At 53.3% G+C, this 26,480-nt stretch carries 29 protein-coding genes; 16 read left to right on the top strand and 13 right to left on the bottom strand.

Features of this window, described 5'->3' with window-relative positions; genetic code table 11:
• Window positions 1-10: 10 nt before the first annotated feature.
• Window positions 11-928 (bottom strand): LysR family transcriptional regulator, encoded by a 918-nt coding sequence (locus tag PCI15_RS09920; RefSeq protein WP_271274171.1) that lies wholly within the window; start codon window positions 926-928, stop codon window positions 11-13.
• 122 nt (window positions 929-1,050) lie between these two features.
• On the opposite strand from PCI15_RS09920, the gene PCI15_RS09915 reads away from it, so the two are divergent.
• A complete protein-coding gene (locus PCI15_RS09915; RefSeq protein ID WP_271274170.1) occupies window positions 1,051-1,647 on the top strand; it encodes a short chain dehydrogenase in 597 nt (198 codons plus the stop codon).
• A gap of 92 nt (window positions 1,648-1,739) precedes the next feature.
• Here the strand turns inward: PCI15_RS09915 and PCI15_RS09910 are convergent, their stop codons facing one another.
• The 3 genes from PCI15_RS09910 to PCI15_RS09900 form a co-directional block, all read right to left on the bottom strand.
• A complete protein-coding gene (locus PCI15_RS09910; RefSeq protein ID WP_271274169.1) occupies window positions 1,740-2,453 on the bottom strand; it encodes an SDR family NAD(P)-dependent oxidoreductase in 714 nt (237 codons plus the stop codon).
• 69 nt (window positions 2,454-2,522) lie between these two features.
• The gene (locus tag PCI15_RS09905; protein ID WP_271274168.1) at window positions 2,523-3,896 is read right to left on the bottom strand and encodes an ATP-binding protein; all 1,374 of its coding nucleotides are present in this window, start codon (window positions 3,894-3,896) and stop codon (window positions 2,523-2,525) included.
• A gap of 3 nt (window positions 3,897-3,899) precedes the next feature.
• On the bottom strand, window positions 3,900-4,625 hold the full coding sequence (locus tag PCI15_RS09900; RefSeq protein ID WP_271274167.1) for a response regulator: 726 nt from the start codon (window positions 4,623-4,625) through the stop codon (window positions 3,900-3,902).
• Window positions 4,626-4,843: 218 nt separating this feature from the next.
• Here PCI15_RS09900 and PCI15_RS09895 point away from each other — a divergent pair, with 218 nt between their 5' ends.
• The 7 genes from PCI15_RS09895 to PCI15_RS09865 all read left to right on the top strand — a co-directional run bounded on the left by PCI15_RS09895 (window position 4,844) and on the right by PCI15_RS09865 (window position 9,207).
• Window positions 4,844-5,692: a hypothetical protein gene (locus PCI15_RS09895; RefSeq protein ID WP_271274166.1), complete on the top strand. Its 849-nt coding sequence runs from the start codon at window positions 4,844-4,846 to the stop codon at window positions 5,690-5,692.
• A 45-nt stretch (window positions 5,693-5,737) separates the two neighbouring features.
• On the top strand, window positions 5,738-6,322 hold the full coding sequence (locus tag PCI15_RS09890) for a YceI family protein (protein WP_271274165.1): 585 nt from the start codon (window positions 5,738-5,740) through the stop codon (window positions 6,320-6,322).
• A gap of 326 nt (window positions 6,323-6,648) precedes the next feature.
• The gene (locus PCI15_RS09885) at window positions 6,649-6,891 is read left to right on the top strand and encodes a thioredoxin family protein (protein ID WP_271274164.1); all 243 of its coding nucleotides are present in this window, start codon (window positions 6,649-6,651) and stop codon (window positions 6,889-6,891) included.
• A gap of 58 nt (window positions 6,892-6,949) precedes the next feature.
• Window positions 6,950-7,699, top strand: a complete 750-nt coding sequence (locus tag PCI15_RS09880) for a hypothetical protein (RefSeq protein WP_271274163.1) — start codon at window positions 6,950-6,952, stop codon at window positions 7,697-7,699.
• 68 nt (window positions 7,700-7,767) lie between these two features.
• On the top strand, window positions 7,768-8,049 hold the full coding sequence (locus PCI15_RS09875; RefSeq protein ID WP_271274162.1) for a DUF2024 family protein: 282 nt from the start codon (window positions 7,768-7,770) through the stop codon (window positions 8,047-8,049).
• Window positions 8,046-8,516 carry a peroxiredoxin family protein gene (locus PCI15_RS09870; RefSeq protein ID WP_271274161.1) on the top strand — a complete coding sequence of 157 codons (471 nt, stop codon included), beginning with the start codon at window positions 8,046-8,048 and terminating at the stop codon, window positions 8,514-8,516. The genes PCI15_RS09875 and PCI15_RS09870 overlap by 4 nt, the downstream gene beginning before the upstream one ends.
• Window positions 8,517-8,607: 91 nt before the next feature.
• Window positions 8,608-9,207 (top strand): MarR family winged helix-turn-helix transcriptional regulator, encoded by a 600-nt coding sequence (locus PCI15_RS09865; protein WP_271274160.1) that lies wholly within the window; start codon window positions 8,608-8,610, stop codon window positions 9,205-9,207.
• Between the two features lie 20 nt (window positions 9,208-9,227).
• Here PCI15_RS09865 and PCI15_RS09860 read toward each other — a convergent pair whose 3' ends face one another.
• Window positions 9,228-9,680, bottom strand: coding sequence for a MarR family winged helix-turn-helix transcriptional regulator (locus tag PCI15_RS09860; protein WP_271274159.1), 453 nt, complete (start codon window positions 9,678-9,680; stop codon window positions 9,228-9,230).
• A 123-nt stretch (window positions 9,681-9,803) separates the two neighbouring features.
• On the opposite strand from PCI15_RS09860, the gene PCI15_RS09855 reads away from it, so the two are divergent.
• On the top strand, window positions 9,804-10,703 hold the full coding sequence (locus PCI15_RS09855; protein ID WP_271274158.1) for an MBL fold metallo-hydrolase: 900 nt from the start codon (window positions 9,804-9,806) through the stop codon (window positions 10,701-10,703).
• 108 nt (window positions 10,704-10,811) lie between these two features.
• On the opposite strand, the gene ubiT is transcribed toward PCI15_RS09855, so the two are convergent.
• Window positions 10,812-11,339 carry a ubiquinone anaerobic biosynthesis accessory factor UbiT gene (gene ubiT, locus PCI15_RS09850; RefSeq protein ID WP_271274157.1) on the bottom strand — a complete coding sequence of 176 codons (528 nt, stop codon included), beginning with the start codon at window positions 11,337-11,339 and terminating at the stop codon, window positions 10,812-10,814.
• A gap of 183 nt (window positions 11,340-11,522) precedes the next feature.
• Between ubiT and ubiU the strand changes: the two genes are divergently transcribed.
• Together ubiU and PCI15_RS09840 are read left to right on the top strand one after the other, a co-directional pair.
• Window positions 11,523-12,518 (top strand): ubiquinone anaerobic biosynthesis protein UbiU, encoded by a 996-nt coding sequence (ubiU, locus tag PCI15_RS09845; protein WP_271274156.1) that lies wholly within the window; start codon window positions 11,523-11,525, stop codon window positions 12,516-12,518.
• A 10-nt stretch (window positions 12,519-12,528) separates the two neighbouring features.
• Window positions 12,529-13,410, top strand: coding sequence for a U32 family peptidase (locus tag PCI15_RS09840; protein WP_271274155.1), 882 nt, complete (start codon window positions 12,529-12,531; stop codon window positions 13,408-13,410).
• Window positions 13,411-13,492: 82 nt separating this feature from the next.
• Here the strand turns inward: PCI15_RS09840 and yegD are convergent, their stop codons facing one another.
• Window positions 13,493-14,857, bottom strand: a complete 1,365-nt coding sequence (yegD, locus tag PCI15_RS09835) for a molecular chaperone (protein ID WP_271274154.1) — start codon at window positions 14,855-14,857, stop codon at window positions 13,493-13,495.
• 226 nt (window positions 14,858-15,083) lie between these two features.
• Window positions 15,084-15,995 carry a LysR family transcriptional regulator gene (locus PCI15_RS09830; RefSeq protein WP_271274153.1) on the bottom strand — a complete coding sequence of 304 codons (912 nt, stop codon included), beginning with the start codon at window positions 15,993-15,995 and terminating at the stop codon, window positions 15,084-15,086.
• 106 nt (window positions 15,996-16,101) lie between these two features.
• Between PCI15_RS09830 and PCI15_RS09825 the strand changes: the two genes are divergently transcribed.
• Genes PCI15_RS09825 through grxB form a run of 3 tightly spaced genes read left to right on the top strand, consistent with a single transcriptional unit; the run spans window position 16,102 to window position 18,139 of the window.
• Window positions 16,102-16,551, top strand: a complete 450-nt coding sequence (locus PCI15_RS09825; RefSeq protein WP_271274152.1) for a cupin domain-containing protein — start codon at window positions 16,102-16,104, stop codon at window positions 16,549-16,551.
• A gap of 32 nt (window positions 16,552-16,583) precedes the next feature.
• Window positions 16,584-17,459, top strand: coding sequence for an MBL fold metallo-hydrolase (locus PCI15_RS09820; RefSeq protein WP_271274151.1), 876 nt, complete (start codon window positions 16,584-16,586; stop codon window positions 17,457-17,459).
• A gap of 8 nt (window positions 17,460-17,467) precedes the next feature.
• Window positions 17,468-18,139 carry a glutaredoxin 2 gene (grxB, locus tag PCI15_RS09815; protein ID WP_271274150.1) on the top strand — a complete coding sequence of 224 codons (672 nt, stop codon included), beginning with the start codon at window positions 17,468-17,470 and terminating at the stop codon, window positions 18,137-18,139.
• Window positions 18,140-18,207: 68 nt separating this feature from the next.
• On the opposite strand, the gene PCI15_RS09810 is transcribed toward grxB, so the two are convergent.
• From PCI15_RS09810 to PCI15_RS09795, 4 genes are read right to left on the bottom strand one after another with little or no spacing between them, the layout of a single operon-like run.
• The gene (locus PCI15_RS09810) at window positions 18,208-19,125 is read right to left on the bottom strand and encodes a nitronate monooxygenase (protein WP_271274149.1); all 918 of its coding nucleotides are present in this window, start codon (window positions 19,123-19,125) and stop codon (window positions 18,208-18,210) included.
• A complete protein-coding gene (locus tag PCI15_RS09805) occupies window positions 19,118-20,071 on the bottom strand; it encodes an LLM class oxidoreductase (RefSeq protein WP_271274148.1) in 954 nt (317 codons plus the stop codon). Before PCI15_RS09805 ends, PCI15_RS09810 begins: the two co-directional genes overlap by 8 nt.
• 60 nt (window positions 20,072-20,131) lie before the next feature.
• On the bottom strand, window positions 20,132-20,587 hold the full coding sequence (locus PCI15_RS09800) for a RidA family protein (protein ID WP_271274147.1): 456 nt from the start codon (window positions 20,585-20,587) through the stop codon (window positions 20,132-20,134).
• Window positions 20,584-21,342 carry an SDR family NAD(P)-dependent oxidoreductase gene (locus PCI15_RS09795; protein WP_271274146.1) on the bottom strand — a complete coding sequence of 253 codons (759 nt, stop codon included), beginning with the start codon at window positions 21,340-21,342 and terminating at the stop codon, window positions 20,584-20,586. The genes PCI15_RS09800 and PCI15_RS09795 overlap by 4 nt, the downstream gene beginning before the upstream one ends.
• Window positions 21,343-21,437: 95 nt before the next feature.
• Here PCI15_RS09795 and PCI15_RS09790 point away from each other — a divergent pair, with 95 nt between their 5' ends.
• On the top strand, window positions 21,438-22,307 hold the full coding sequence (locus tag PCI15_RS09790; protein ID WP_271274145.1) for a LysR family transcriptional regulator: 870 nt from the start codon (window positions 21,438-21,440) through the stop codon (window positions 22,305-22,307).
• Window positions 22,308-22,367: 60 nt separating this feature from the next.
• Here PCI15_RS09790 and PCI15_RS09785 read toward each other — a convergent pair whose 3' ends face one another.
• The gene (locus PCI15_RS09785) at window positions 22,368-24,551 is read right to left on the bottom strand and encodes an OsmC domain/YcaO domain-containing protein (protein WP_271274144.1); all 2,184 of its coding nucleotides are present in this window, start codon (window positions 24,549-24,551) and stop codon (window positions 22,368-22,370) included.
• 217 nt (window positions 24,552-24,768) lie between these two features.
• On the opposite strand from PCI15_RS09785, the gene PCI15_RS09780 reads away from it, so the two are divergent.
• Entirely contained in the window at window positions 24,769-26,325 is a 1,557-nt protein-coding gene (locus tag PCI15_RS09780; RefSeq protein WP_271274143.1) for a right-handed parallel beta-helix repeat-containing protein, read from the top strand.
• Window positions 26,326-26,480 lie beyond the last annotated feature (155 nt).

Here is a 26,480-nt window from a genome sequence, read left to right as displayed (position 1 = left end):
TGCTTTAGGATTACTCTGGTTTTGCGCCTTCCGGTTTTTCGCCTTCAGACAGTGAATTGTCCACCAGAAAATCGATCATAGCCCGCTGGCTGGCCTTCATCACCCTGTTCGCCGGGTAAACCACCGACACCGGAGAGGCGGGCATCAGATACTCATCCAGTATTCTGACGAGCTGTCCGGCATCCAGATACTGACGTACGAGGAAGTCCGGCAACAGTGCAATCCCCAGGCCGTCGGCGGCAAACTCTGCAGCCGGCTCTCCACCATTCACTTCAAGCACCGGACGAACGCTGAAATAGCGGGTGGCGTTATCAATCTGAAAACGCCAGCGCCCCGGCTGTCGGATAGACGTATCAAGAATACAGTGATGATCGGCCAGTTGTTTCGGGTGCTCAGGCACACCCTGCCTGGCCAGATAATCCGGGTGCGCCACGCAATAGACCTGCGTGACACCGATGCGCCGGGCAACCAGACCGGAATCTGGCAGATCACCCACCCGAATGGCCAGATCAATCCCCTCTTCCACCAAATTGACAAAGCGGTTCATGATCAGCCAGGAGACTTTCACCTGCGGATACTGACGGATAAACCGGCTGATCAGCGGCTGTAAACCAAAACACAGCGAATGCATCGGCGACGTGATCCGCAGCTCGCCCGCCACCACCTGCTGTCGCTCGCTCATATCATCCTGCAACGAGGCCAGCCGGTCGAGAATCTCACTGAATCCGGCCAGATACTCCCGCCCCTCTTCCGTTAATGTCATGGAACGGGTTGTCCGCTGTAATAAGCGGCAACCAAAATGCGCTTCCAGATCATTCACCTGCCGGCTGACCGCTGAGGTCACCACACTGAGCTTTCTGGCCGCCGCCGAAAAGCTTTCCTGTTCCACCACGGTTCGGAAGGTATGCATTGCCTTTAACAGATCCACATCAGCACCATTTTTCTGATTTAGAGAAATATCTTTTCACAAACACACTGTTTTTCTGATTAACGCACAGCATTAGCATAACAATCAACCGATCAATATTCAGATTTACAACGGAGAGACAGATGAAAATTCTTATCATTGGCGCGACAGGTACTATAGGTAAAGCCCTTGCAGACACACTTTCAGCAGAACATCAGGTAATCCGGGCGGGCTATAATGGCGGCGATGTTCAGGTAGACCTGGGCAATCCGGTCAGCATCCGTGAAATGTTCGCCACCACAGGTAAAGTAGATGCGGTGATTTCCACGGCCGGTCTGGCGAATTTCGCTCCGCTGACTCAGCTGCAAGACAGCGATTATCAGTTAGCGCTGGATAATAAACTGATGGGCCAGATCAATCTGATCCGCCTGGGCAGCGAGTTCGTCAACGATGGGGGCTCAGTCACCCTGACCTCCGGGATTCTTTCCAAAGAACCTATGCCCGGCAGTGCCAGCATTGCCATGGTAAACGGCGCGCTGGAAAGCTTTGTGCTGGCAGCCGCGCTGGAAGAAACCCGCATCCGCCTGAATGTAGTCGCTCCGGCTTTTGTGAAGGAAACCATGGAAATGATGGGCATGGACAGCAGCTCCGGCATCAGCGCGGCAGACACCGCCAGCGGCTATATTGCAGCGCTGAGCGGTCACCACGGTGAAACCCTGGATGTTCGGGATTATCTCTGATTACTAAGGCTAACACAGGCGGCAGTGATAACTGCCGCCTGTCTCCAGTTCAGTAACGCCCCCGGAGTTCTACTGTCAGAAAGCGGAAAAGTTCAGTCAGCCACGCTATACCTGATGCCGTTACTGAAGCCCTGTCGGTATTTAAACAGCAGGTCAGCGGCAACCTCCGCAGCAGGCCGTAACACACCGTCGGCATAATAATCATGAAAGCGCCGGATCGCCGGAAAATCCGCTTCATCCGCCTGACGAATCTCCGCCTGCATGGCGGTATCCATTACCCCCGGATCATAATTAACAGCCGTGAATGGCAAAGCCTGATGCTGTTCTTCATCCACCAGTGCATGAATGAAGTTGTCTGTTGCCGCTTTGGATGCACAGTACAGGGACCAGCCGGCATACCCTTTCAGCGCCGCACCGGATGAAAGATTCACCAGCGTCTTAGGGCCGCTAAAAGTACGGAATGCAGACACAAACCCTGCCATCAGAATCATGGGGGATATCTGATTCACCGTAATGCTACTGGCAATCTGATCCGGCATTAAGCGCTGCACTGCACTGATCGGTTGCAGATATCCGGCATTATTCATCAACAGCACTTCATCCCATGACCGCTGCGCCAGTGCCGGTAACAATTCTGCAGCCAGTGCAGCCACGGCAGCGGTATCCGCCAGATCACAGTCATGATGTCCTTCAGCCTGTCCGGAGCGGGACAGTTCGGCAACATGCCATTCCGCTGATTCAGACAACTGCTTAACAAGCGCCTCCCCCAAGCCACGGGAACCGCCGGTTATGATAGCCAGTTTCATACTTACATCCCTTTATCTCTGTACTGAGAAAGACATGCTACATAATTAAAACCGCCGGAAAAACCACCGTTAACGCACTGGCAGGCGTAACTGCACCTCAAAGCCCTGCGGGGTTAGATTCTGCAGGTAAATATCGCCGCCGTGGGCATGGGCAATTGAGCGGGCAATGGCCATTCCCAGCCCGATACCGCCGGTATTTCGGTTACGGGAATCTTCGAGGCGGACAAACGGATCAAACACCCTTTGCCAGTCTTTCTGCGGGATCCCGGGGCCGTTATCCCGAATGCTGATAATGACTTCATCTGTCCCCTGCCAGACATGTATGCTTGCCTCGCCACCGTAGTAACAGGCATTTTCCAACAGATTATTTACCGCCCGTTTCAGCCCCACCGGCCTGCACATATAGGGCAAGCGATCGGTCACACTGCACTCAATATTCAGGCCGATATCCTGCAGATCATCACACAGGCTACCGATCAGCGCAGACAAATCCACCAGCCGGCTTTCTTCCCGGGTAGCATCTTCCCGGGTGAATGCCAGGGTCGCTTCGGTCATTTCCTGCATTTCATCCAGCGTATGAATGATTTTCTCACGCACGGCCTGATCAGGCACAAACTCTGCCTGCAACCTTAAGGATGTCATAGGGGTACGTAAATCATGGGAAACGGCGGCCAGCATCTGGGTGCGGTTTTGTACAAAGCGTTCAATCCGGTCACGCATGCGGTTAAACGCCCGGGTTGTCCGGCGCACATCCTCCGGCCCCCGCAGGGGAATGGCGGCATCCAGCTCTCCCCGGCCAATCTTATCGGTGGCATCAATCAGTTCCGCCAGCGGACGGGTCACCCGGCGCACAATCAGCACCACCATCACCACCGACAGGGTAAACAGCGCCAGCGCTACCAGCACTGCCGCAATCCAGCCGGGAAAAGAACTGGGCGTCATCAGCACCCCGTTAAGCCAGTTACCCGGCTCCCGCTGGATAGACACAATGGCAATCGGCCGGCGGCCTTCATTTTCACCAAAGGTAAAGTCCGGCACGGTGAGGTTTTTAATCCAGCTATAACACCAGTAATAACGGGGGCTGATCGATAAACTGTTAGCCCCGTCATCTGCCGGGCTGGAAGCCAGTAACTGCTGGAACAGCGGATGTTCAGGGGCCGCCATGTTATCCGGATTCACTCTGGAGGTGCGATTCAGTGAAAACTGCAGCCGGTCGGTGGAGATAGCCTCCAGTATCTGGCCGTGTAATTCAGACGGCGTCTCATCCAGTAACCGGCCCATAGATACACTGCGTGCCACAAGATCTTCCATCTGGCTTAACCGCACCGCCCGGCCCCGCTCTTCATAGAATACGTACACGGTCACGGCATTAAGCAGGCCAAAGCCCAAAATCAGCAGGCCGATTACCCGACCCGGCAGGCTCTTTCTCAGGTATTCAATCATCGCTTACTGCTCACACTTCGTTACTTCTGCCGTCAGGGTGTAGCCACCGCCCCAGACAGTTTTTATCAGGCTCGGTTTGGATGGATTCTGTTCCACCTTGCGGCGTAACCGGCTGACCTGGTTATCAATGCTGCGGTCGAATACATCCGCCTGCCGGCCCTGGGTAAGGTCCAGCAGCTGCTCGCGGCTCAGAACATGATGCGGATGGGCCAGAAAGGTCGACAGGAGTTTAAACTCTGCGGTACTCAGCGGCACCGCCACGCCGTCAGAATCCAGCAACTCCCGGCGGCTGACATCCAGCAGCCAGCGGTCGAAACGCAGCGTCTGTGACGCCAGCGCCTCTTTTTGCGGCGGTAACGCAGCGGTGCGGCGCAAGACAGCCTTGATGCGTGCCAGCAACTCCCGGGGAAAGAAAGGCTTGGTCAGATAATCGTCGGCCCCCATTTCAAGCCCTACAACCCGGTCAGTCTGCTCTGTCATGGCAGTCAGCATAATCACCGGTAACTGCCCCTGCTCACGTAAATGGCGGCACAGGGTTAAACCGTCCTCACCGGGCATCATGACATCCAGAATAACCAGATCGACCGCACTGCTGCTGAGCACCGCTTTCATCGCCTTACCATCTTTGGCGGTTGTCACCCGGTAGCCATGCTCCGTCAGATAACGCGCCACCAGATCACGGATGTCCTGATGATCATCAACAACAAGAATATGAGAGGTATTTTGCATAGCCTGGCGGGTCCACAGGAAGGGTTATCACTGCTGCCAAGGATATCGGTTCAGAGGGCCGCACAACAATGAAAAAAGTGTATCAAATTGTATCAGCCAGCCAACCTGATAAGCCTTGCGACAAAACACCCCCAAACTGAAAAACTCTGGTGACAATTTAGCGCTGAAATAACTGCCACATTCACTGTTAAGCCGGCCTGTCAGGTAAAAGATTAAATATGGAAACACTGCTGAATAACCCGTTGATTCAAAGCTCTTTACTGCCGTTAATTCTCAGCCTTGCCCTCACTGCGGCCATTGGTTTCAGCAGTGCTTCCGGGAAGAAAATTGCTGCGGTGGCGATCGCCGCCAGCCTGCTGATCAGCATTATTCAGATTCAGGGATTTTCCGCCATGCCCCGGTCAGCCTCACAAAAACTGCCCTATCTGATTCTGCTCGCAAGCTTTGCCGGCTTACTGATTGATACCCTCAGTACCCGCAACATAGCACTGCAGATCATGGCCGTGGTTATGCCGCTAACCGTACTGGGCTGGCTGTTCGGTGGCCGCATCAGCAGCATTGATGCCACAGGCTGGGGCTATTTTGCTGCCATTATATTTGCGGCAGCCATGGCTCAGCGCCAGTGTGCCGCTGCCACTAACGGAACAACCGGCGCGGTTAAACTGTTGTTTATCAGCATCGGCCTGGGTGCCGTGAGCATTATCGGTGCCTCCGCGCTGCTGGGTCAGACCGCATTTGCTCTTAGTGCTGCCATCGGCGGATTTCTGCTGCTTAACTGGCCAAAACAACGTTTTACATTCGGCGCCACTGCGCAACTGGTCGTGATTACCGTACTGACAGCCCTTCTCGCCCAGACGCTGTTTTTCACCAAAGCCAGCGGCATCGCCCTGCTGCTGTTACTGCCATTGCTGTTTACCGACCGTATCCAACAAAAAATCGCCTTTATCCGATCTTATAACAGCCCGGTCACACAGCCTGTGTGCCTTAGCTTGATTGCCGCCGCCCTGCTGCCGCTGGCAATCGGCAGTGCCGTGCTGCTGGCTGAACCCGTCAGCATGGCGTACTGAATCACCCGTTTATTATCCCTGTAACCTTTCCCGGAGACACCCGATATGTACCTGAAATCCCTCATGACAGCATCCGTACTGACTGCAGCCATGCTCACCGCACCACTCAGCCAGGCTGCCCCCGTCGGCTATGACATTGATATGTCACACACCAATGTGCTGTTTGACGTTAACCACCTTGGCCTGAGCACAATGATCGGCCGCTTTGGCGACGTAGCCGGCACCCTGATGTTTGATGAAGACAACATTGAAAACTCCACGGTTGCTATCACCGTGCAGACCGCCTCCATTAATACCTTCCATGAGAAGCGCGATGAACACCTGCGCTCACCGGATTTTTTCAATACCCTTGAATTTCCTGAGATGACATTTAACAGCACCTCGGTTACCAAACTGGACGACAACACCGCTCAGCTCAACGGTGAGCTGACATTACTTGGCGTGACCCAGCCGGTGACGCTGGACCTGACCGTAAACAAGGTGGGTGCGCATCCGTTCAACAAAAAGCAGGTGGCAGGATTCACCGCCACCGGCACCATCAAACGCAGCGACTTCGGCATGAAATACGGTGCCCCGATGATCGGTGATGACATTGCCCTGCGTCTGGAGCTGGAAAGCGTCCGCCAGTGATCCCCCTTCTGCGGGAACGCCATCAGCGGCGTTTCCGCAACGGTTTCCTTTCCCCGTACAGCCTGCTCAGGCGAATCACCGCCCACTCATAGCCATTGCCGGCTTTCGCCTTCACCCGGCGCTTTCCCGCTTTTTTATTGATCACCCGCTGCCCGGCCCGCGATTCAGCGAGCGAACATTCTGATACCGCGAAAGACACATAGTTAAAAACTACAGCCCCGATAGAAAAGATAAAACTGTCAAAATCTTCGCTGTCATCTATTATCCAAACACATAGTTAGGACTCCTAACTATATTTGATCATCAATGACACGGAGAAGTACGTTATGAGTAATGCCATTTTTTATCACGCCGGCTGCCCGGTATGCGTTTCAGCTGAGTCTCAGATTCTGGAGATCATCGACAGAAGAAAAGTGGATCTGGAAGTTGTGCACTTTGGCGAAGGTCAGGCAAACCGCATCCGGGAAGCAGAAGCTTACGGGGTTAAATCGGTACCGGCCCTCGTCATCGACGGTCAGGTCTTACACATCAACTTTGGCGCCAGCATGGACGACGTAAAAAACGGCTGAGCAGATCTCAGCCAGACATTTTTACGGTTCAACAGTATGGAATAAAAGGTTATTTACGATGAAAACAAAACACAGATCCAACACTTTACTGGCGACAGTGTGCTCACTGGCACTGACGGCCTCTGCAACGGCGCTGGGCGGCGGCACCCACATCGACTCACCCGTTAACAACAAGATCAATGCCGACTTCGACATTCTGAAAGCCCGGGTAATTACCGACGGTTCACATCTGGTATTTCATCAGGAAGCCCGCGGTACCGCCGGCAAGACAGTACCGAAAAAAGTCGGCCAGCTCGGGGGATCAGAAATCTATACCTATGTATGGCCCACCACGCTGGATAGCAGCACTGTCGGCTTCGAAGCGGGTCAGGGTATCCTGGCGCTGGCCTTAACCATCCACCCCGATTTTGACGATACCCCCCTTTACGATGAAGACAACGACGGAGACAAGAACAATGACGGGGACAAATGGCACAGCCACTGGGTGGTGCTGACGCAGGATGACAGCTGTGGCAAAGGGGCACTGAAAATCCGGGACATTCCGGAAGGCACGACACCCAAAATGCCGGCAACCTGGCCAGAGCTGCCTATCTATATCGACAGCCCGGGTTACGACTGGGCGCTGAATAACGGCGAAGCCCTGATCCGGGTCCCTCTTAAGGAAGTGGGTTTATCCGCTGATTTCAAATTTGATGCGGTGACCTCCGTCGTCAAAATCAACGACAACGTTCACGCACCACTGGCCTGTATCTCCAACGTCTGGGATGTGGCATCCGGTGACCTGAGTCTGCCCGGCACCGTGCAGTAAACCACCACACAAACACCGGAACACACCTGCCCCGGGCAGGTGTGTTCCGCCAGCCGACTGAGGCCATTATGAAAATTGATGTTTATGATACCTATGCCACCCTTTCAACCGGCAAAATGGTCCACTTTGATATTTTTATCCCTAGCGGGCAAAACAAAGCAACCGCGATGAATTACGCTAATATATTTTTAACCAGGCTGGGCGAAAAACATAACAGCCTGAATCAGCAACTGTGCAATTTCTGCCACTCAGAAATTACCAACCCGCAGATCGCGGCTGAAATTGCCGAACACGGCCATTTCATCCTGCAAATGGAAGGCTGCCCCAATCCTTACGGAGGCCCCAAATGACCCCGCTAATGCCTGCCCCGCCATTAGAAGTCGAGCAGTGGTTAAACAGCCAGCACGGCATCAGTCTCCCGTCCCTGCAGGGGCGGGTTGTCATGATCTGTGCCTTTCAGATGCTCTGCCCGGCCTGTGTTGAACTGGGGTTGCCCCAGGCAAAACGGGTTCGGGCGCTGTTTAATGATCAGGATTTAGTCGTGCTGGGCCTGCACACCCTGTTTGAACACCACAGTGCGGTCACCCAGGCGACGCTGGAAGCCTTTCTGTATGAAAACCGGATCGGGTTCCCTGTTGGAATTGACCGGCCCGGTGAAAACTCACCCATACCGAAAACCATGCAGACCTATAACTTACAGGGAACACCCACAACCATACTGATCAGTAAGCAGGGCCAGATCACCCGGCAACAGCTGGGCCATATTCCTGATTTGCAGCTGGGCGCAGAGATCATGGCCCTGATCGCTGAAGATTAAGGGCTTAAGGAAGCAGCCGTTTGAGCATCCGGAGAACTTATGACACACTGGCCGCCGAAAATCAGTACAACGCCCGCAACATGAGTGCCTTATGAATAATGGCTTTGACAGCTCGCAGCAAAACATCCACACGAAGATCATCGTGGGTATTGAGCGGCTTGCCACATTATTTCGCTTTGGCTTACAGGATCAGGCTAAAAAGAATCACCTGACCCCACTGCAGGTGCAGATCATTCTGTTTATTGGTTTTCATCCCCGGCCAAGTTCTCCGTCAGCCATTGCTGAAGAATTTGCCCTGACCCGGGCCACTGTCAGCGATGCAATCAAAACGCTGATTAGCAAAGGGCTGGCCGAGAAAATACAGGACTCACTTGATGCCCGTAAATTTTCGGTATGCCTGACCGCTGAAGGGAAGCAACAGCTGCAATCGTTTCATCCGCTCACGCAAAGATTCGATCTGGCACTGGATAAGCTGTCAGAAGCAGATTGCCTGATCATCTGGCAGGGCATTCTGACCCTCTTTAAAGTGCTGAACCCATCGGATATTCCGGTACGGATGTGTTACAGCTGTCAGTATTATCAGCCGTCCGGTGAAGATAAAGAGAGCTTCTGCACCCTGATGCAGGTTCCCCTGCCGCCACAGGCACTGCGCCTGGACTGCCCGGAACACCTAGCGAAAGACAAACACTGAAAACCTCCCCTGCCGGATGGTTAAGCGTCGCTTTTCTCATGCATCAGCGGCCCGAGGATATGCCTTAACTGGCGACACTCCTGCTCATTCAGCCGGTCCCCGATTGTTGCCTGTATGCCCCGGGAATACACCGCCCACATCTGTTCCCGGATTGCCTGTCCCTGCGGGGTGATCGTCACCTGGTGGCCCCGGCCATCCGACTGACACTGGGTTTTCACCAGATAGCCTGCTTTTTCCAGCCGGCCCAGCAAACGGGACAGGCTGTACTGAGACAGTAACTTTTGCTGCTCAATCTCAAAGGGCCTCAAGCCCGCATCACCGGCCTTATCCAGTTCCCACAGTACGTCATACCAGGCGAAAGGCGGCAAGCCATTGTCTTTAAGGGATTTTTCTACGTAGGCAAGCGAAGCATCCTTTGCTCTGAGCAAGGCTATCCAGGCATCGACCACATATTCTTCAATGTTTTCACTCATGGCCGGATTATAAATTAAAAAAGATGCAGGTGCATATAGATTGATTATAGATGCAACTGCATGTAGATTGACATAGATGCAATTGCATGTAGTTATTCACGGATCAATCAGAAAGGCAGTCCCATGAAAACAAATCCCTTACATAAAAGCCCCATGAAAAAATTCAGCACGGCGGTCGTTGTACTGCTGACCCTGTTACTCAGCCCGCTAAGCTCAGCGGCCAGTAATGCGAAAGTCACTCAGATATCTGACAACGTCTACGCCATCTTCCTGGATTATTACCATTCACTGGTCGTGGTTGGTGATCAGGGTGTACTCATCACCGACCCGGCCAACCCGGCCCGGGCAGAAGCGTTACAGACTGAAATCGCCAAACTGACAGACCTGCCCGTCACGCAAGTAGTACTCAGCCATGAACACTACGATCATGTTGGCGGTACTGAAGTATTCAAAGACGCGGATATTTATGCCCATCAGGCGACCCGCCCGGTATTCCGCATTGATACAACCGGTCAGGCACCGACCAGTGTCGACCAGTACGTACAGGACAAAACCACATTAGAGGTAGGCCAGACGCAGGTAGATTTACTGCACTACGGCGCTGCGGACGGTGTGGGCACGCTGGCAATTCATCTGCCAGAAGAGAAAGTGGTTTTCACTGCAGACCTGTACGAAACCAATCAGTTGACCGACCAGCGCTGGTTAGCCGATTCAAACTTTCTGGGCAGCCGTAAATTGCTGAATGCACTGACTGAATTCAAGCCTGAATTTGCCATCACCACCCATTCGGCGGAGCTGGACCCGGAGCAGCTGCAACTGGCAGCCGATTTTTATAACGATCTGTATGCGGCAGTTGAGCCGGCACTGAGCAAGGCAATGGCAGAAGGCTTCCCCGCAGTTATGGCGCTGATGGCAACCCTGCCGGAACAGGTAAAACTGGATAAATACAAAAGCTTTCAGAATTACGACCACCTGCCTGCCCACGTTGAACGGATGATTTTCTCCATCTTCCACGGCGGTTAAGCCATCGGCGGGTATTCAACAGACGGTTTATCAGCTGACGGTGATAAAACTGCCGTCACACAGATATCGGCAGATGCCTGTGTGACGGCCCTGAAATAAGAGTACAGACTAGGCTGGCGGACTGATCTGCCCGGCGGCAAAGTTCACTATCCGGCTGACAGGCCCCGGCAGGCAATCCAGGTCGGCGCTGTCGATGATGTTCTTAATCTCCAGCCCCAGTTCAGTATCCCCTTCAATAATCAGACGGCGCTGAAAAAACAGACTGTCCGGATCTTCGTAACGGGCAGCAATCAGTAACAGGTCTTCGCTGCTGGCCCGGAACGTCACCTTTGCTGCGGCGTCTTCCCGCAGGGCATCCGCCACCACTAAACGGCTGTCACGGTAGGTAATCAGCCAGCTCAGTTCAAGATCGGTAATATCAATCCGCAGCCATTGATCCGTCAGGCATTCAAAATCCCCGTCCTCCAGCGCTTCGGCGAACAGCCGTTCCAGCGTGGCCTGAAGGCCGGTTTTGATGACCGTAAAAGGAACCACTCTTAAGGCCGGTTTGAAATGCCCGGGACGCAGCCATGACGTGGGTTTAGGTAAGCCGGCACCGGCCGCAGTCAGATGCTGTTGCAGAGTTAAAAGCATCATCAATCCTCTGGCAAAAAAAATCCATTATACCCACTGGCCCGGGCGCAAACTTGATATGCATCAACCGGCCCTTTTCGTCTCAGGGTCGGCGCCACTTGTCATTTATCAAGGAGCAACCGCCAAACCCTGCTTAAGATGTGCCCCCGTTCCCCCACATACTCATTCTCTGACTCAGGTAACAGCATGGAATTACTTTGTCCTGCGGGTAACCTGCCCGCACTGAAGTCCGCCATTGATAATGGCGCTGATGCGGTTTATATCGGCCTGAAAGATGACACCAACGCCCGTCATTTTGCCGGTTTAAACTTTAACGACAAAAAACTGATAAAAGCCTCTGACTACGTCCATCAGCACGGTAAAAAACTCCACGTCGCGATCAATACCTTTGCCCAGCCAAACCGCTGGTCACGCTGGCAGCATGCGGTGGATCAGGCGGTTGATATCGGCTGCGATGCGTTGATTATTTCTGATATCGGTGTGCTGGAATACGCCGCCAATACCTATCCGCATGTTGAACGTCACTTATCCGTACAGGCCTCATGCACCAACCTGGAAGCCATCAACTATTACCACAACAATTTTGCAGTCGACCGCGTCGTCCTGCCCCGGGTATTGTCGATTCAGCAGGTTATGCAACTGGCCAAAAACAGCCCGGTGGCGCTGGAAGTATTTGCCTTCGGCAGCCTGTGCATCATGGCGGAAGGCCGCTGTTATCTCTCCTCTTATATGACCGGTGAATCGCCGAATACCGCCGGGGCCTGTTCCCCCGCCAAATATGTACGCTGGCAGGAAACCGGTCAGGGTACCGAGGCCCGTCTCAACGAAGTACTGATAGATGTGTACGCCCCGGACGAATCCGCCGGTTACCCCACCCTGTGTAAGGGCCGCTTTGAAGTGGAAGGCAATACCTATCATGCGCTGGAAGAACCCACCAGCCTGAATACGCTGGAGTTACTGCCGAAACTGGCGGCCGCCGGCATCGTCTCGTTCAAGATTGAAGGCCGTCAGCGCAGCCCCGCCTATGTGGAGCAGATCACCCGTACCTGGCGTCAGGCCATCGACAGCTATCAGCAAAACCCCGACAACTTCAGCGTCACCGAACAGTGGCATAAAACTCTGGCGAATCTTTCCGAAGGCAGCCAGACCACTCTGGGCGCGTATCACCGCAGCTGGCAATAGGAGATAGATTATGCAGTTTTCATTAGGGCCGGTGCTGTTCTTCTGGACCAGAGAAGATATCCGCCACTTTTATGAACAGGCGGTCAGCAGCAGCGCCGATATCATTTATCTGGGTGAAACCGTTTGCTCAAAACGTCGGGAATTAAAGGCCGACGACTGGATTAATCTGGCACGGGAAGTCAGCGAATGCGGCAAAAAAGTGGTGCTTTCAACCATGGCCTTGCTGGAATCCCCCACGGAGTTGAACACCCTGCGTAAGCTGGTCGATAACCATGACATTATGATCGAGGCCAACGACCTGTCTGCAGTTGAACTGGCCCGGCAGAAAAAGCTACCTTTCGTGGTTGGCCCGGCCATCAACTGTTATAACCTGGCCACCCTGAAAGTCCTGTTAAACCAGGGCATGCGCCGTTGGGTGATGCCGGTGGAATTGTCCGGTGACTGGCTGGGCCGGCTGTTACAGGAAGCCACTGAAGCCGGCATCCGCGACCGGTTCGAAACAGAAGTTTTCAGCTATGGCCACATGCCGCTGGCCTACTCAGCCCGCTGTTTCACCGCCCGGGCGGAAAACCGGCCCAAGGATGACTGCCGTTACTGCTGTATCAACCACCCCAACGGGTTAATGATGAAGTCCCGGGAAGCGGAAAAAGTCTTCCGTCTGAACGGCATCCAGACCATGTCCGGTTACTGCTATAACCTGATCAATGAAGTGGGCGCTATGGAACAGCTCGGCGTTGATGTCATGCGGCTCAGCCCGGAATCCACGGACACACTGCAACAGCTGGAAGCCTTCCGCGAACAGCTGACAAATCCGGTTTATACGCCACTGACGAAGGATCTGGAATGTAACGGATACTGGCATCAGATTGCCGGAATGAGCATGCAGGGCTGAAAACCGCACTGAAAAAAAGCCACCGTGTCGCCGCGGTGGCTTTTTCAGCGCTGAAAACTTAAACCGTTACACAGCGTATCGCTTATCGGAAGCAAAGATCCGCCCAGCGGGCCAGCCCTTCTGTAACTGATCCCATATAATTGCCGCTGACAATCGGTGTATCCGGCAACAGGGCCTTCACCGCCTTGCGGATCACCGGAGAGCGGGACGAACCACCGGTGATGTACACCACATCGGGCTTCACGTCACTCTGGGCCAGAATATCCTTTATCAGGCCATTCACCTGCCGCATAGGCTCGGTAATTGCCTGTTCCATCTGCTCCAGCAATACCGGCACCTCAACCACTTCATTCAGCAGATTAATACTGGCGGTACACTGCTGAGCATCAGACAGGGCAATCTTCGCCTTTTCAGCCTCTCCCACCACCAGATGCCCCAGCGATTTCTGATACACCTGAATCAGACGGGCAATCTTCTCCGGCTGACGGGCTTCAATCTTCAGTTGTTTCAGCGCATCAAGGTTCTCATAGGAATAAAAGCTGCGCTGGGCGTTCACGTCATTGGTGGCCACCGGATTCCAGAACGCCATAGACGGCAGGGTTGTACCGGACACCGTCTGACCGTCTTTACCGAACTCCGGCATAAACCGCTGGAAGGCAATGGCAATATCCAGATTGTTACCGCCCACAGAGCGGCCGGCATGGCCCAGCAGCGTTTCAGAACGGTCCTTTTTCTGCAGCCACTGCGGCCCCATACGGATCATTGAACAGTCAGACGTACCGCCGCCGATATCCACCACCAGCACGTTCTGTTCTTCTGTCAGGCCGGATTCAAAATCCAGCCCGGCGGCCACTGGCTCAAACTGAAACTCGATATGCTTAAACCCTGCCCGGGTCGCTGCCCGCCGCAAGATGCCTTCCGCCTGAATGTTCGACTGTTCACCGCCGCGATTGTTAAAGTTAACCGGCCGGCCAATCACGGTTTCAGCAACGTCCTGCTGTAAATGCGCTTCTGCCCGGCGTTTAACATTGGCCATCATGGCGCAGACGATATCTTCAAACATCACCAGCTGTGCTTCGCGCAATTGCAGGGTGCCGAGGAATGACTTGGGAGATTTTACGTAATACACAAAGTCCGGATCTTCCAGATACAGATCCCGGGCCTGCTGCCCAAAAAACACATCATCCGCTTTTACCTGAAGCCCTTCAGCCCGGTTTTCAGCAATCGCCCGGCGCAGCATATCTTCCCCAACGGTACTCAGGGGCTTAATATCCAGACAACTGAACAGATACTCAGGCACTGCCTCACGGGTAGGCGCGCACATTGCGGACAACATTAACGGCCCGTTATCCGTCAGGGGAATGGTTTCAACCTGCGCACCGGAGCCTTTATTAATTACATGTGCCACAGAACAGTTGGATGTTCCGAAATCAAAGCCAATCGCCATCGTTCACCTCTATTGATTTGACCAGTTGAGTCACCGAAACCCGCCATGATCAGCCCTGAACCTTTAGTCAGGTCAAGCAGTAAAACACTGAAGGGGCCGATTAAAAAACGGCGGCGGAGTATAACGGAAAACCGGCATGAGGTGGATATATTTTTACCGCTGCCCGCGACAGGTAGCCAGCGAGGCGCTCCCGCCCCGGACAGGATCAAAACCAGTAAACCCGGGGCTACTTCCCCAGCACCACTAACTTTTGAGGTGCCCATTCCTTAAGAAAATCCAGGAACAGATTCACCCGGTACGGCAGGTGCTTTCGGGTTGGGTACATGGCATAAATACCCAGCGCCGGAAATTCTGCGATATCCTCAAGCTGCACTATTTTTCCGGCGGAAACGGCCTCATGGGCGAACAGTTGCGGGATCATGGCGACTCCCATCCCTTCAGCTGTCGCCTGAATCAGACATTCGGTATTCGGCACGGTCAGCGCCCATTGCTGGCGAAAATTCATCACTTTGCCGTCGCTCAGAATATTCCAGTAATCACCATATTTACTGCGCCCCATATGCAGACAGTCATGCTGCTTCAAGCCTTCCAGGCTGACAGGCTTTCCCCGTTCGCGGATATAGTCCGGTGAAGCATACAGCCCAAAAGAGGTATGCCCCAGCCGGCTGGCAACCATTGAAGAATCATCCAGTTCAAATGCCAGCCGGACCGACAGATCAATCTGCTCCTTAATCAGATCCAGCGGCTCACTGCTCAGATCAAGCTCAAAACACACCTGCGGATACCGGTGCCGGAACAACTTCATCGCTTCAATCAGAAACGGGCTGCCCAGCCCGTCGGGGGCTGATAAACGAATCAGCCCCTGCGGATTACTCTGATGCGAACTGGTGACCGAAGCTTCCAGTTCGGAGACATCCGTCAGTATTGTCTGACATCCTTCATAGTAACTGCGGCCACCCGGGGTCAGCTCCATACGCCGGGTTGTCCGGTTAAACAGCATAAAACCCAGATTAGCTTCAAGTGCAGCAATCCGCCGTCCGACCATTGCCGGCGTTAATCCAACCAGTTTGGCCGCCTGCGAAAAACTGCCCTTTTCAACAGCCGCCACAAACAACTGCATATCTTTAAGCTTATCCATTCAATACTCCAGATATATTCTGAGCATACATTGAGGCTAATTGTTAATAATTAATATCAAAATTAAGATAAATCCATTGATCTTACAAGCATTCGCGGAGTCCACCATGAGTAATCAGATCGTCGTCACACAAGCAGAAGATACCCGGGCACGCTATAACGTTGCCCTGCTCGGAGAAGAAACCGCCGGCCAGCTTTCTTTGCGGGTACAGGAAGTACAACCCGGCGAAGGAACTCCACTCCACATTCATACAGCACAGGCTGAAACCTTTCATGTTATCAGTGGTAATTTTCGCTTCAGAGCCGGTAACGAAGAAATCACAGGTGGTCCCGGTTTCACTGTACATATCCCGAAGAACACACCCCACTGCTTCCTTTATGAAGGTAAGGAAAACAACGGCCAGTTAATCAGTGTGCTTACGCCGGGCATTCACGACGGCTTTATCCTTAACATTCCCCGGGCACAGGCAGCAGGCATGCCAACGACAGAACTTACTGAAATGGCTGAGCAGTTTGGGGTAGAAATTATCGGCCCGAAACTGTCAGCACGCGACTGAATAAATCACATCACTTTAACAAGGCAATTCACATGAAAACACTGCTCACCTCTGTTGCGGCACTGGGCCTTACCGTGAGCCTGGCGACCGGTCAGGCCAATGCAGCCGAATCAGAATTTAATCCGGCTAAGCCGGTCATGACCGAACTGAAAGACGGTATCTACCAGTACAGCCAGTTTTTCTATAACAGCCTGATTGTCATTTCCGAAGACGGGGTTGTCATCACCGATCCTTCCGGGGCAAAACGTGCCGCCGATATGCGCGCTGAAATCCGCAAGCTGACCGACCTGCCGGTAACCCGGGTTATCTATTCCCATGACCATTTCGACCACAGTCGCGGCGGCCAGATCTTCAAAAATGAAGGGGCACAATTCATTACTCAGGAAGGCTGCAGGGAATTACTCGGCAGAGATCTGGAAAATAAGGTCGTCCAGCCGGATCTCACGTATCAGGACCAGATGCGTATTACCTCCGGCAGCAAAACCATAGATCTGCACTACTACGGGCCTAATGATGGCAGCTGTATGAGTGTTATCCATCTGCCAGAAGACAAAGTGTTAGTGGGCGTCGACTGGCACCTGCCCGGCTATGTAAACGAAACCCACCGGCTGCCGGCACATAACTATGTGGGCATTCTTAACACCTTTAAAAAGGTCCGGGCTGAACTGGAGTACGACACCGTTATCAGCGGCCATACGCCGACATCATCGCCGGACCAGTTCGAAGAAGACTATCGCTTCGTGCAAGCCCTGTTCGATGCCGTCTGGGAAGGTATGCAGGCAGGTAAAACAGCCGAAGAACTTAAGCACAGTATTCAGTTGCCTGAGTTTGCCCACTGGCGGGGCTATCAGGAGAACCTACCGGGTCATATCGAACGGATGGCCTATTCCATCTGGCACGGTAACTAGAGGCTCCCATGAAACTGTATGCATTCAACAGCTGCCCCTTCTGTGTCCGGGTCATCACTCTGCTGGGTATTAAAAATATTCCCTGCGAAATTACCTATATCACCGTAGGCGATTTTCCGAAGCACCTGCAGGAGCAGCTCACCGGCACGACTGTGCCGGTACTGGAAGATCCGGCCAACGGTATATTGCTGCAGGACAGCACAGAGATCATCCGTTATCTGGATAATCTGAACGGACAACCCCTACTAAAGAATCATCAGCCAGGCGAAGCAATGACCCACTGGCTGAGCAACATGAAACCAAGTACGGCCCTGCTGTGCTATCCGCGTATGCCGGGGCTGAACCTCCCGGAACTGGCAACGATGCAAGCAAAAGCGCATTTTAACAACATGATCAGCAACCGGCTCGGTATGCCCCTGCCAGAAGCGCTGACGCTGACCGAAAAAATTCTGCCACGCGTCAGCCAACAGCTTAAGGAATTATCAGCCATCATTGATATTCCGGCGTATCTGCAAAACTGCCGGCCTGTCAGCGTTGATGATCTTTGTGCCTTTGCAGAACTGCGCAACCTGACGATGGTAGAGACGCTCAGTTTTCCTGAATCGGTGTCAGCTTATCTTCACAAAATAGCGGAGGTCGCCGGTATCCACCTCTTTTCCGATGACAGGCCATCCGGATAAGCACCGCAAATCAGCCAGGTGAACAGAACAGCGTCATTCAGGGTTCATCTTAACCAGGCTCGCACGCCTTAACGAAAACCTTTCGCTAATTCGGCCACCAGCTGAGCAGCGGGCTGAGCCTCATTTAGCTGCCCCAGCCCCTGCCCCCAGAAAAACCGTAACGGATGCTGATCATGGCTGCTGGCCTCAGCAGGAGAAGATAAAAAGCGCCGCAGAAACCCCTGTTGCCGGACAGGCTTATGCCCCGGCTCTGCCTGCGGATCAGCACCGGGTACCGGCTCACAACATAAACGCTCTGATCCCGTTTCAGCCGCCAGCAGCCTCTGCTTTACTTTCTTTGCGGCACTGCTCTCATGGCAAACCGCAAAGTCGGCACTACACCATACCCCTGCAGCGCCCATCGCCATCAACCCGCGAACACTGTAGCTGTCATGGACCGAACCGGCGGCTATAACAGGCACTGCGCCAGCCAGCGCAATCAGCTCAGGTAACAATGCCATCAGCCCGATCTGACCCGGTATATACCCGGCCGCCTCCTCGCCCTGAGCGATCAGCACCTGTGCACCGTCACGTAATGCCAGACGGGCTTCAGACTGAGTGCGGACCTGAACCGCCACACCAATTCCGGCAGCCCGGGCCTTACGGATAGCGTCACCATAGTAGCCGTAACACAGAGTCAGTATTTGGGGACGTCCTTTAATTACAGCCTTTAAACATGACCGGAATGTTGCATGATCACTGTGCTGCGGGATCAGATAAACACCAAATGGCCGGGCCGTTAACCGGCGGGTCTGTTCAATGGCCTGTTCAATATCTGCAGCATGCGAATAGCAGCCACCGATGTGGCCCAGGCCGCCGGCATCCGACACCGCGGCTGCCAGTTCAGTCCCGGCAAAACCCGGCAGTTCGCCCTGAAATACCGGAACGTGAGCACCGCTCAGCGCCGTGACGGTACTGCCCAGCAGTTGAGGAATCCGGTCAGTCATCGTCTCCTCCTGATAACAGAGGTAACATCTCTTCTCCCAACTCCTGAATAACGTCTGCTGCGGGCCGCCGGCCATATTTCAGATTAATCACCACATGGCTGACACCTATCTGCTCCAGCTTCAGCAAAAAATGCAGCAACTCATTACGACCGCTCCTGAACCCCAGATGGATAGGACTGGCCTTCTCTGCTGGCTTGTCACTGAGGTCAATGTACAGTGACTGAGCAAACGGTTTAAACGGTGCCTGCCCCCGCTCCGCAACAGACCTGTTCCACCCCCTGACCAGCTGTTCCTGCTGGGCAGATGAACGGGGATACGTGATCCAGCCATCAGCCTGTTCAGCAATCCAGCCGGGGCTTTGCTGACTGTTCCCGGTAACCAGCATAGGCACACGGGATTCAGGCTTTGGCAGTGTGTCAGCAGTGCCGTTCAGGCGGCCATAGCTGGCCTCAAAGTGAGGAAAGTCATCCGTTAAAGCTTGCCTCACCCCCTGAAAATACGCCCGGAATAATTCACCCCGGTGACCCCGCTCAATGCCAAAGGCGGGAAACTCAACGGGGCGATCCCCGGATGCCAGCCCCAGCACCAAACGGCCACCGGAGAGCTTATCCACGGATGCCGCGGCCTTGGCCACATGCAGCGGATGCCGCAGCGGCAGAACCACAGACCCCGTGGCCAGTGCAATTTTGCGGGTGTGCGCGGCCATCCATGCCAGATACACCCAGACATCAAATATCTGGCCTACATCTCCAAAGGCCGGATCTCGTAATGGCACATCCCGGAACCAGAGTGCGGAAAAATTATAGTCTTCCGCCAGTGCGGCAAGTGACTCCTGTTCTGACATGACAGGTATATCCCCGCTGTACGCCTCCAGAGGCATAAACAGGCCCAGCGTCAGCTTGCCGGGCTTAAACATTCTCTGATATCCCGCGTTAAAACCGGTCATAGCATTCACCTCTTAACACACGGGACCGCACCTGCAGCACAGCCCCGAAGAAGACTGACATCAATCCAGTTCAGCAATTAACGATACTTCGGTCGCAGCGCCCAGCGGTAAACTGCTGCAGCCGATCACCGTACGGATATGCCTGGCATGTTCGCCCAGCACCTGAAACAGCAAATCCGATGCTCCATTGAGTACTGCTGCATGTTCCGTAAAGGTTTCGCTGGCACAAATGTAACCCTCAACCTTAACCAGCGAACGGATGCTGCGGCCTTTCAGTGCCTGATCCAGCTGACTGAGCAGATTCAGTGCAGACAACTGAGCTGCCTGCTGGCCCTGCTGAACACTCAGTTCCGTTCCCAGAGCGCCCCGGAACATCAGCTCGCCGTCCAGCAACGGCATCTGCCCGGAGACATACACCAGTTTTCCCACCTCAATAACCGCCCGGTAATTGCCCACCGGTTGCGGTGCAACAGGCAAGCGGTAGCCGGCCTGTTCAGTTAACTGCCGGATATTCATGCGTGGGAACCTGCGGTAATCCCGCCATCAACAAACAGCGTCTGGCCGGTCACAAAGTTGCCACCGGTACCTATCAGGTGCAGCACCCAGGCGATAATGTCTTCCAACTGACCAAGCTTACGCAACGGATGTAACCCGGCCAGCTGCTGAAGCTTTTCCTTATCCATCAACTGATCGTATAAAGGTGTATCAATCACCGCCGGCGCAATGGTATTCACCCGGATATTATCTTTAGCAAACTCAATCGCCAGATGGCGCGTCAGGGTATGCATGGCACCTTTAGCCACCTGTGAGGCTGCAGCCGGGGTGACTTCAATCGGGTTCTCAACCCACATAGAACCGATATTGATAATGCTGCCGCCCCCCTGATTCTGCATCGCCGGAATCACCGCCTGAGCCGTCATAAAGCTGCCTTTAACAGTGGTACCGTAATAACCGTCGAGCTCATCTTCTGTGACATCCAGAAATGGTTTGGGAACAAAGGTCCCGGCATTATTAATCAGCACATCGATAGCACCGAACGCGTCCAGCGCGGTCTCCTGCAGGGCTTTACCTGTTAAGGGCTGTGAGATATCACCAACCACTGTTCTGATCTGATCTGCATAGACCTGATTACCGGCCACGAAGGCATCCAGCTTTGCCTGACTGCGGGCATTGACCACCACATTGGCACCGGCCTCCACCAATGCCTGCGCGATTGCTTTGCCCATACCGGAAGAGGCGCCGGTGATGATAACCGTCTTATTTGTGTGCATATGAAATTCCTCATGTAAGTTGAGAAATCATATTAATAAGATTTAAAATATAGAAATAACTGATTTTTTCTCTGGATTATATAGAAGATATCTATATGGATTTACAACAGATCAAATACTTTCTGGCGGTCGTCGACAGCGGCACCTTCCTTGCGGCGGCTCACAATGTCCATGTCAGCCAGCCGACACTGTCAGCCGGTATCCGCAAACTGGAAGAATCACTGGATGTCACGCTGTTTAACCGTGGCAGCCGTGCGGCTACACTCACCGCCGCCGGAAAGCAGTTTCTGGAACCGGCCCGTCAGGCATTTAATCAGTTGCACAGTATTAAATCCCGGCTCAAAGAGGAACCGCACAAGATCGTCATTGGCGTGCTGGCAAATATTCACATGGACCATGTGGCGGGCATTATCCGTGCGCACCGCACCAGCCATCCACATATCCTCATAGAACTGGTTGTTGCTGACAGTCAGGAACTGAAAGATATGCTGCAACAGCAAACAGTGGATCTGATCATCGTTAACAGCAGCACCGAAGCCCGTAATTTTACACCACTGTTCGCAGAAGAACTCTGCCTTGTAGTCCCCCGTAATCACCGGCTGGCACAGGAAAAGTCAGTTGATCTGAAGGTGCTCAGTGACGAGTTGTTTATCGAACGGATCAACTGCAGTTTCTGGCAGGATGTGAACCGGGTCTTCACCGAACAGCAGATCAGCCCCCACAGGGTTATGCAGTCAGACAGTGACGAGTTTGTACTGTCGCTGGTCGCGGCCAATCTTGGCGTGTCTGTCATTACAAACCGCCGTACGCCCTACCCGGTCGCATTTATCCCGCTCAGAGAAATCGGTATTCACCGCAGCATTGGCGTCGCTATCACCGACACCGCGCCGTCCGACCATGTGGCAACCTTTTACCAGACCCTGCTGAATCAGTATAAAAACTACCAGCCAGCGAAACACAATTAACGCTTCCCATTGCACAAAAAAACCGGCCACAAGGGGCCGGTGTTTTCAGTTTTCTCCCAATCAGCCTGCGGCTCTGGCAGCCCGTGCAGCATGGAGTTTCTGATAGCTTTCAATCAGACGCAGGTGACGATCCAGGCCTTCCAGCTTCATGCTGGTCGGGGTTAAACCGAAGAAGGTTACTTCACCGGTGATTGAGCCTACCACGTTATTCATGACCTCTTCACCGAACATCCGGCGCAGGTTGTACAGATAATCTTCAAGTTCCAGATCATCATTCAGCACGATCTCCAGTACCGCATTCATCGCCTGATAGAACAGCCCCCGCTCAACGGTGTTGTCGTTGTACTGCAAGAAGTTCTCCACCAGCTCACGGGCCTCTTCATGCTGTTGCAGGGCCAGATAGATCAGAATCTTCAGTTCCAGAATCGTCAGTTGCCCCCACACGGTATTCTCATCAAACTCGATACCGATAAAGGTTTTAATCTCGGTGTAATTATCTTCTTCACTCTCTTCCAGACGTGCCACCAGATCAGCCAGCTGTTCTTCATCCAGCTTATGGATGTTAAGAATCTCTTCCCGGAAGTGAATCGCCTTGTTGGTGTTATCCCACACCAGATCTTCCACGGGATATACTTCGGAATAGCCCGGTACGATGATCCGGCAGGCCGACGCGCCAAAGTCATCAAAGGTGGCCACGTACACTTCCTTGCCCATGTCTTCCAGAATCGCCATCAGGCCGGCGGATTCTTCTTCATTGGAACCGGAGAAGTCCCACTCGCAGAACTCGTACTCATTGGCCGCACTGAAGAAGCGCCAGGACACCACACCGGTAGAATCAATGAAGTGCTCGACAAAGTTATTCGGCTCAGACACCGCTTCACTGCTGAAGGTTGGCGCAGGCACATCATTCAGGCCTTCAAAACTGCGGCCCTGCAGAAGTTCGGTCAGGCTGCGCTCCAGTGCCACTTCAAAACTCGGATGGGCACCGAAGGACGCAAACACACCGCCGGTGCGCGGGTTCATCAGGGTGACACACATCACCGGGAACTGACCGCCCAGCGAAGCATCCTTCACCAGCACCGGGAAGCCCTGTTCTTCCAGCCCGGCAATGCCGGCCTGGATACCCGGGTACTTCGCCAACACGTCCTCAGGCACATCCGGCAGGACAATTTCATCTTCAATGATCTGACGTTTCACCGCCCGCTCAAAGATCTCGGATAAACACTGCACCTTGGCTTCGTGAATGTTGTTACCGGCACTCATACCGTTACTCAGGAACAGGTTTTCCAGCAGGTTCGAGGGAATGTACACCGTCTCTTCATCGGACTGACGCACATAAGGTAAAGCACAGATGCCCCGCTCAAAGTTACCGGAGTTGGTATCAATCAGGTTAGAGCCGTGCAGTTCACCGTCCGGGTTATAAATTTCCAGACAGTAGTCATCCATCAGGCCATCAGGAATGGCATCGTCTTCGGTCAGTTCAAACCACTTTTCATTCGGGTAATGCACAAACTCACTGTTGGCGATCTCTTCACCGAAATACTGATCGTTATAGAAGAAGTTGCAGCTTGCCCGCTCAATGAACTCACCCAGCGCCGAACAGAGGGCACTCTCTTTTGAAGCCCCTTTACCGTTGGTAAAACACATGGGTGATGCCGCATCCCGGATATGCAGCGACCACACATTCGGCACGATATTCCGCCAGGATGATATCTCGATCTTCATGCCCAGAGATTCCAGCATGCCGGTCATGTTCTCGATGGTTTTTTCCAGCGGTAGATCTTTACCCAGGATCCGGGTTTCATGGTTCTCATCGATCCCCATGGCCATGATGGATGCATCTTCATCAAGGTTTTCAACGGTCTCAATCTTAAACTCAGGTTCCGTCTGCACCACCTTCTTCACCGTACAGCGGTCGATAGAACGCAGAATCCCGGCGCGGTCTTTCTCGGAAATATCATCCGGTAATTCAACCTGAATCTGGAAGATCTGGTTGTAACGGTTTTCCGGATCAACAATGTTGTTTTGCGACAGGCGGATATCTTCCGTCGGGATATCCCGCGCCTTGCAGTACACCTTTACAAAATACGCCGCGCACAACGCCGAAGATGCCAGAAAGTAATCAAACGGACTCGGCGCAGAACCGTCGCCTTTATAGCGAATCGGCTGGTCTGCAGTCACAGTGAAATCATCAAACTTTGCTTCAAGTCTGAGGTTTTCTAAAAAATTAACTTTGATTTCCATGGGATAGTCTTTCCGGCGTCGGTGAATGCAATATGGGGGAGAAGTACAGGCAGATTGATACGTTTCTCAGATGGGCAGACTTTACACTGTGCATGGTGCCGGAGCAATCATAGCCCCTTCTCCGCCACGACATAAACATGGGATATTTGCTTGAACCATTACATTTTACTGCGCTAAGGTTGCATGAATTTATGTTTATCAGGCACGGGAGAAAAGGATGTCAGAAAACAGTTGCGACACACTGGAAGAAATCGCCCCGATGGTTCACCGTGGCATGCTGTTCTGTGACGGTGAAAGAGAAGTCCCCTGGCTGATTTTCTGCACCCCGGAAGGGGATACCCGGGTTTTACCCAAAGCATTCATTGCCACGGGGAATCCGGATGAATTTCCGGCCCGGCCACTCAACCGCGCCGACCAGCTTCCCTGCCAGACCTACACCCTTGAAGAAGCCATCCGCTTTGCCGGCAAAGGTACCCGTATTCAGCTGTTACCGGGAAAATACTACCGCCCGGTCATCATCAGCAAAGACCATACCCGCAAGGCCACACCCCTGATTATCAGTGGCATGGACAACAAAACCATACTCTGCGGCAATAACCGCCCGGGTAAAATCTACCCGGATCTGCCGGACATGCAGGACTTTGCCTTCTTTAAAATTAAAGATACCGAAGGGGTAACGGTCCGTAACCTGAGTGTACAGGGCTGCTGGCCCAGCTTTCTGATCGCTGAAAACAGCCGCCATATCCGTATTGAAAAGCTCCATGTGGAAGACGGCCGCTACCCAGTCTTCGCCGGCCCCGGCTGCCGTGATTTCATCATTAACGATAATTACTGGAAGCAGGACCCCACCGAAGCCATCTGGCAGGACATCGACTGGCTGTACACCCATCATACCCAGTACGCCTATATGAACGGCGGCTTTTTTGGCAGCCTGAATTTCACCACCGGCCTCGTCTTCAGTAATAACGAAATCGAATATGCCTTTAACGGCCTGCGCATGGCCATCGACAGTGATGATGTTTCCGCCTTTAACCGCAATGTTCAGGTGTACAGCAACCGGTTCAGCTACATACGGGATAACGCCATCGAACCGGAAGGCCACGCCCTGAACTGGCACATGTACCACAACCGTTTCTTTAACAACCATGCTCCCTTCTCATTTGATAATGTCAGCGGCGGGCACTGGCTGATTTATGGCAATACCGGCTGGTTTGATGATCAGCCCGGCCGCCCTTACCAGACCGGCCGTGGTGGCAAGATTTTTAAGTTTGGTAAAAAAGCCTCGACTACGAAAGACAGCTACATCTTCAACAACAGCTGGTACACCCGCTCCTTTGTCATTAAGAAAAGCAACATCAACCACATTTATCACTACAACAATGCCTATCAGTTTTGTGATCCCGGCACTTATAGCGACCAACCCTGCCTGTGTGTTACGCGGGATACCCTGACGAAAAAATTTCCGGAAGACGGAAAATGGCCTGACAAACTGTGCTTTGACTTTGACCTTTCAACCGTCTGTTTCGGCCAACTCTGTGATCATGGCCAGGAAGAGAACGGCATACATAACCCCGCATTCCGGTTCAAAAATCCTCACAAAGGCGATCTGAAACTGAAGAAATCCCAGCAGGTTGAAGGCCGGCCACTGGATGACATATTCAGCCTCTCCTGGGTGGATACCTCCTCCGTAAAACCGGCCAAAAACCGTAAATTAAAAATCGGCGCCTATCAGGGTGATGAACTCACAGAGGGGCCGGCATTTAAACCGCTCTGACCGGTACCACAATATCCGGGGCGAAACTGCGGCGCCCCGCGTCCGGCAAGCAACATCTCTGCCCTATTCTTCTGTATTCATACAGATTCCATACAGGAACCCTGTGACTAAATTAGCGCACAGAAAAACAAAGTTAGCGGTCAACACATTCAGAC

It is taken from the genome of Aliamphritea hakodatensis, from assembly GCF_024347195.1.
Classification (GTDB): Bacteria; Pseudomonadota; Gammaproteobacteria; order Pseudomonadales; family Balneatricaceae; genus Amphritea; species Amphritea hakodatensis.
This window is presented reverse-complemented; position numbering and strand designations above follow the sequence as displayed.

Bases quoted from the DNA above. Each gene is read 5' to 3' on its own strand.
- PCI15_RS09800 (WP_271274147.1), bottom strand. From the start codon at position 20,587: ATGAATATCCGGCAGTTAACTGAACAGGCCGGCTACCGCTTGCCTGTT.
- grxB (WP_271274150.1), top strand. From the start codon at position 17,468: ATGAAACTGTATGCATTCAACAGCTGCCCCTTCTGTGTCCGGGTCATC.
- PCI15_RS09900 (WP_271274167.1), bottom strand. From the start codon at position 4,625: ATGCAAAATACCTCTCATATTCTTGTTGTTGATGATCATCAGGACATC.
- PCI15_RS09895 (WP_271274166.1), top strand. From the start codon at position 4,844: ATGGAAACACTGCTGAATAACCCGTTGATTCAAAGCTCTTTACTGCCG.
- PCI15_RS09805 (WP_271274148.1), bottom strand. From the start codon at position 20,071: ATGACCGGTTTTAACGCGGGATATCAGAGAATGTTTAAGCCCGGCAAG.
- PCI15_RS09880 (WP_271274163.1), top strand. From the start codon at position 6,950: ATGAAAACAAAACACAGATCCAACACTTTACTGGCGACAGTGTGCTCA.
- PCI15_RS09890 (WP_271274165.1), top strand. From the start codon at position 5,738: ATGTACCTGAAATCCCTCATGACAGCATCCGTACTGACTGCAGCCATG.
- PCI15_RS09870 (WP_271274161.1), top strand. From the start codon at position 8,046: ATGACCCCGCTAATGCCTGCCCCGCCATTAGAAGTCGAGCAGTGGTTA.
- ubiU (WP_271274156.1), top strand. From the start codon at position 11,523: ATGGAATTACTTTGTCCTGCGGGTAACCTGCCCGCACTGAAGTCCGCC.
- PCI15_RS09905 (WP_271274168.1), bottom strand. From the start codon at position 3,896: ATGATTGAATACCTGAGAAAGAGCCTGCCGGGTCGGGTAATCGGCCTG.
- PCI15_RS09795 (WP_271274146.1), bottom strand. From the start codon at position 21,342: ATGCACACAAATAAGACGGTTATCATCACCGGCGCCTCTTCCGGTATG.
- PCI15_RS09790 (WP_271274145.1), top strand. From the start codon at position 21,438: ATGGATTTACAACAGATCAAATACTTTCTGGCGGTCGTCGACAGCGGC.
- PCI15_RS09885 (WP_271274164.1), top strand. From the start codon at position 6,649: ATGAGTAATGCCATTTTTTATCACGCCGGCTGCCCGGTATGCGTTTCA.
- yegD (WP_271274154.1), bottom strand. From the start codon at position 14,857: ATGGCGATTGGCTTTGATTTCGGAACATCCAACTGTTCTGTGGCACAT.
- PCI15_RS09780 (WP_271274143.1), top strand. From the start codon at position 24,769: ATGTCAGAAAACAGTTGCGACACACTGGAAGAAATCGCCCCGATGGTT.
- PCI15_RS09860 (WP_271274159.1), bottom strand. From the start codon at position 9,680: ATGAGTGAAAACATTGAAGAATATGTGGTCGATGCCTGGATAGCCTTG.
- PCI15_RS09875 (WP_271274162.1), top strand. From the start codon at position 7,768: ATGAAAATTGATGTTTATGATACCTATGCCACCCTTTCAACCGGCAAA.
- PCI15_RS09855 (WP_271274158.1), top strand. From the start codon at position 9,804: ATGAAAACAAATCCCTTACATAAAAGCCCCATGAAAAAATTCAGCACG.
- PCI15_RS09840 (WP_271274155.1), top strand. From the start codon at position 12,529: ATGCAGTTTTCATTAGGGCCGGTGCTGTTCTTCTGGACCAGAGAAGAT.
- PCI15_RS09910 (WP_271274169.1), bottom strand. From the start codon at position 2,453: ATGAAACTGGCTATCATAACCGGCGGTTCCCGTGGCTTGGGGGAGGCG.
- PCI15_RS09820 (WP_271274151.1), top strand. From the start codon at position 16,584: ATGAAAACACTGCTCACCTCTGTTGCGGCACTGGGCCTTACCGTGAGC.
- PCI15_RS09810 (WP_271274149.1), bottom strand. From the start codon at position 19,125: ATGACTGACCGGATTCCTCAACTGCTGGGCAGTACCGTCACGGCGCTG.
- PCI15_RS09825 (WP_271274152.1), top strand. From the start codon at position 16,102: ATGAGTAATCAGATCGTCGTCACACAAGCAGAAGATACCCGGGCACGC.
- PCI15_RS09915 (WP_271274170.1), top strand. From the start codon at position 1,051: ATGAAAATTCTTATCATTGGCGCGACAGGTACTATAGGTAAAGCCCTT.
- PCI15_RS09785 (WP_271274144.1), bottom strand. From the start codon at position 24,551: ATGGAAATCAAAGTTAATTTTTTAGAAAACCTCAGACTTGAAGCAAAG.
- ubiT (WP_271274157.1), bottom strand. From the start codon at position 11,339: ATGATGCTTTTAACTCTGCAACAGCATCTGACTGCGGCCGGTGCCGGC.
- PCI15_RS09865 (WP_271274160.1), top strand. From the start codon at position 8,608: ATGAATAATGGCTTTGACAGCTCGCAGCAAAACATCCACACGAAGATC.
- PCI15_RS09830 (WP_271274153.1), bottom strand. From the start codon at position 15,995: ATGGATAAGCTTAAAGATATGCAGTTGTTTGTGGCGGCTGTTGAAAAG.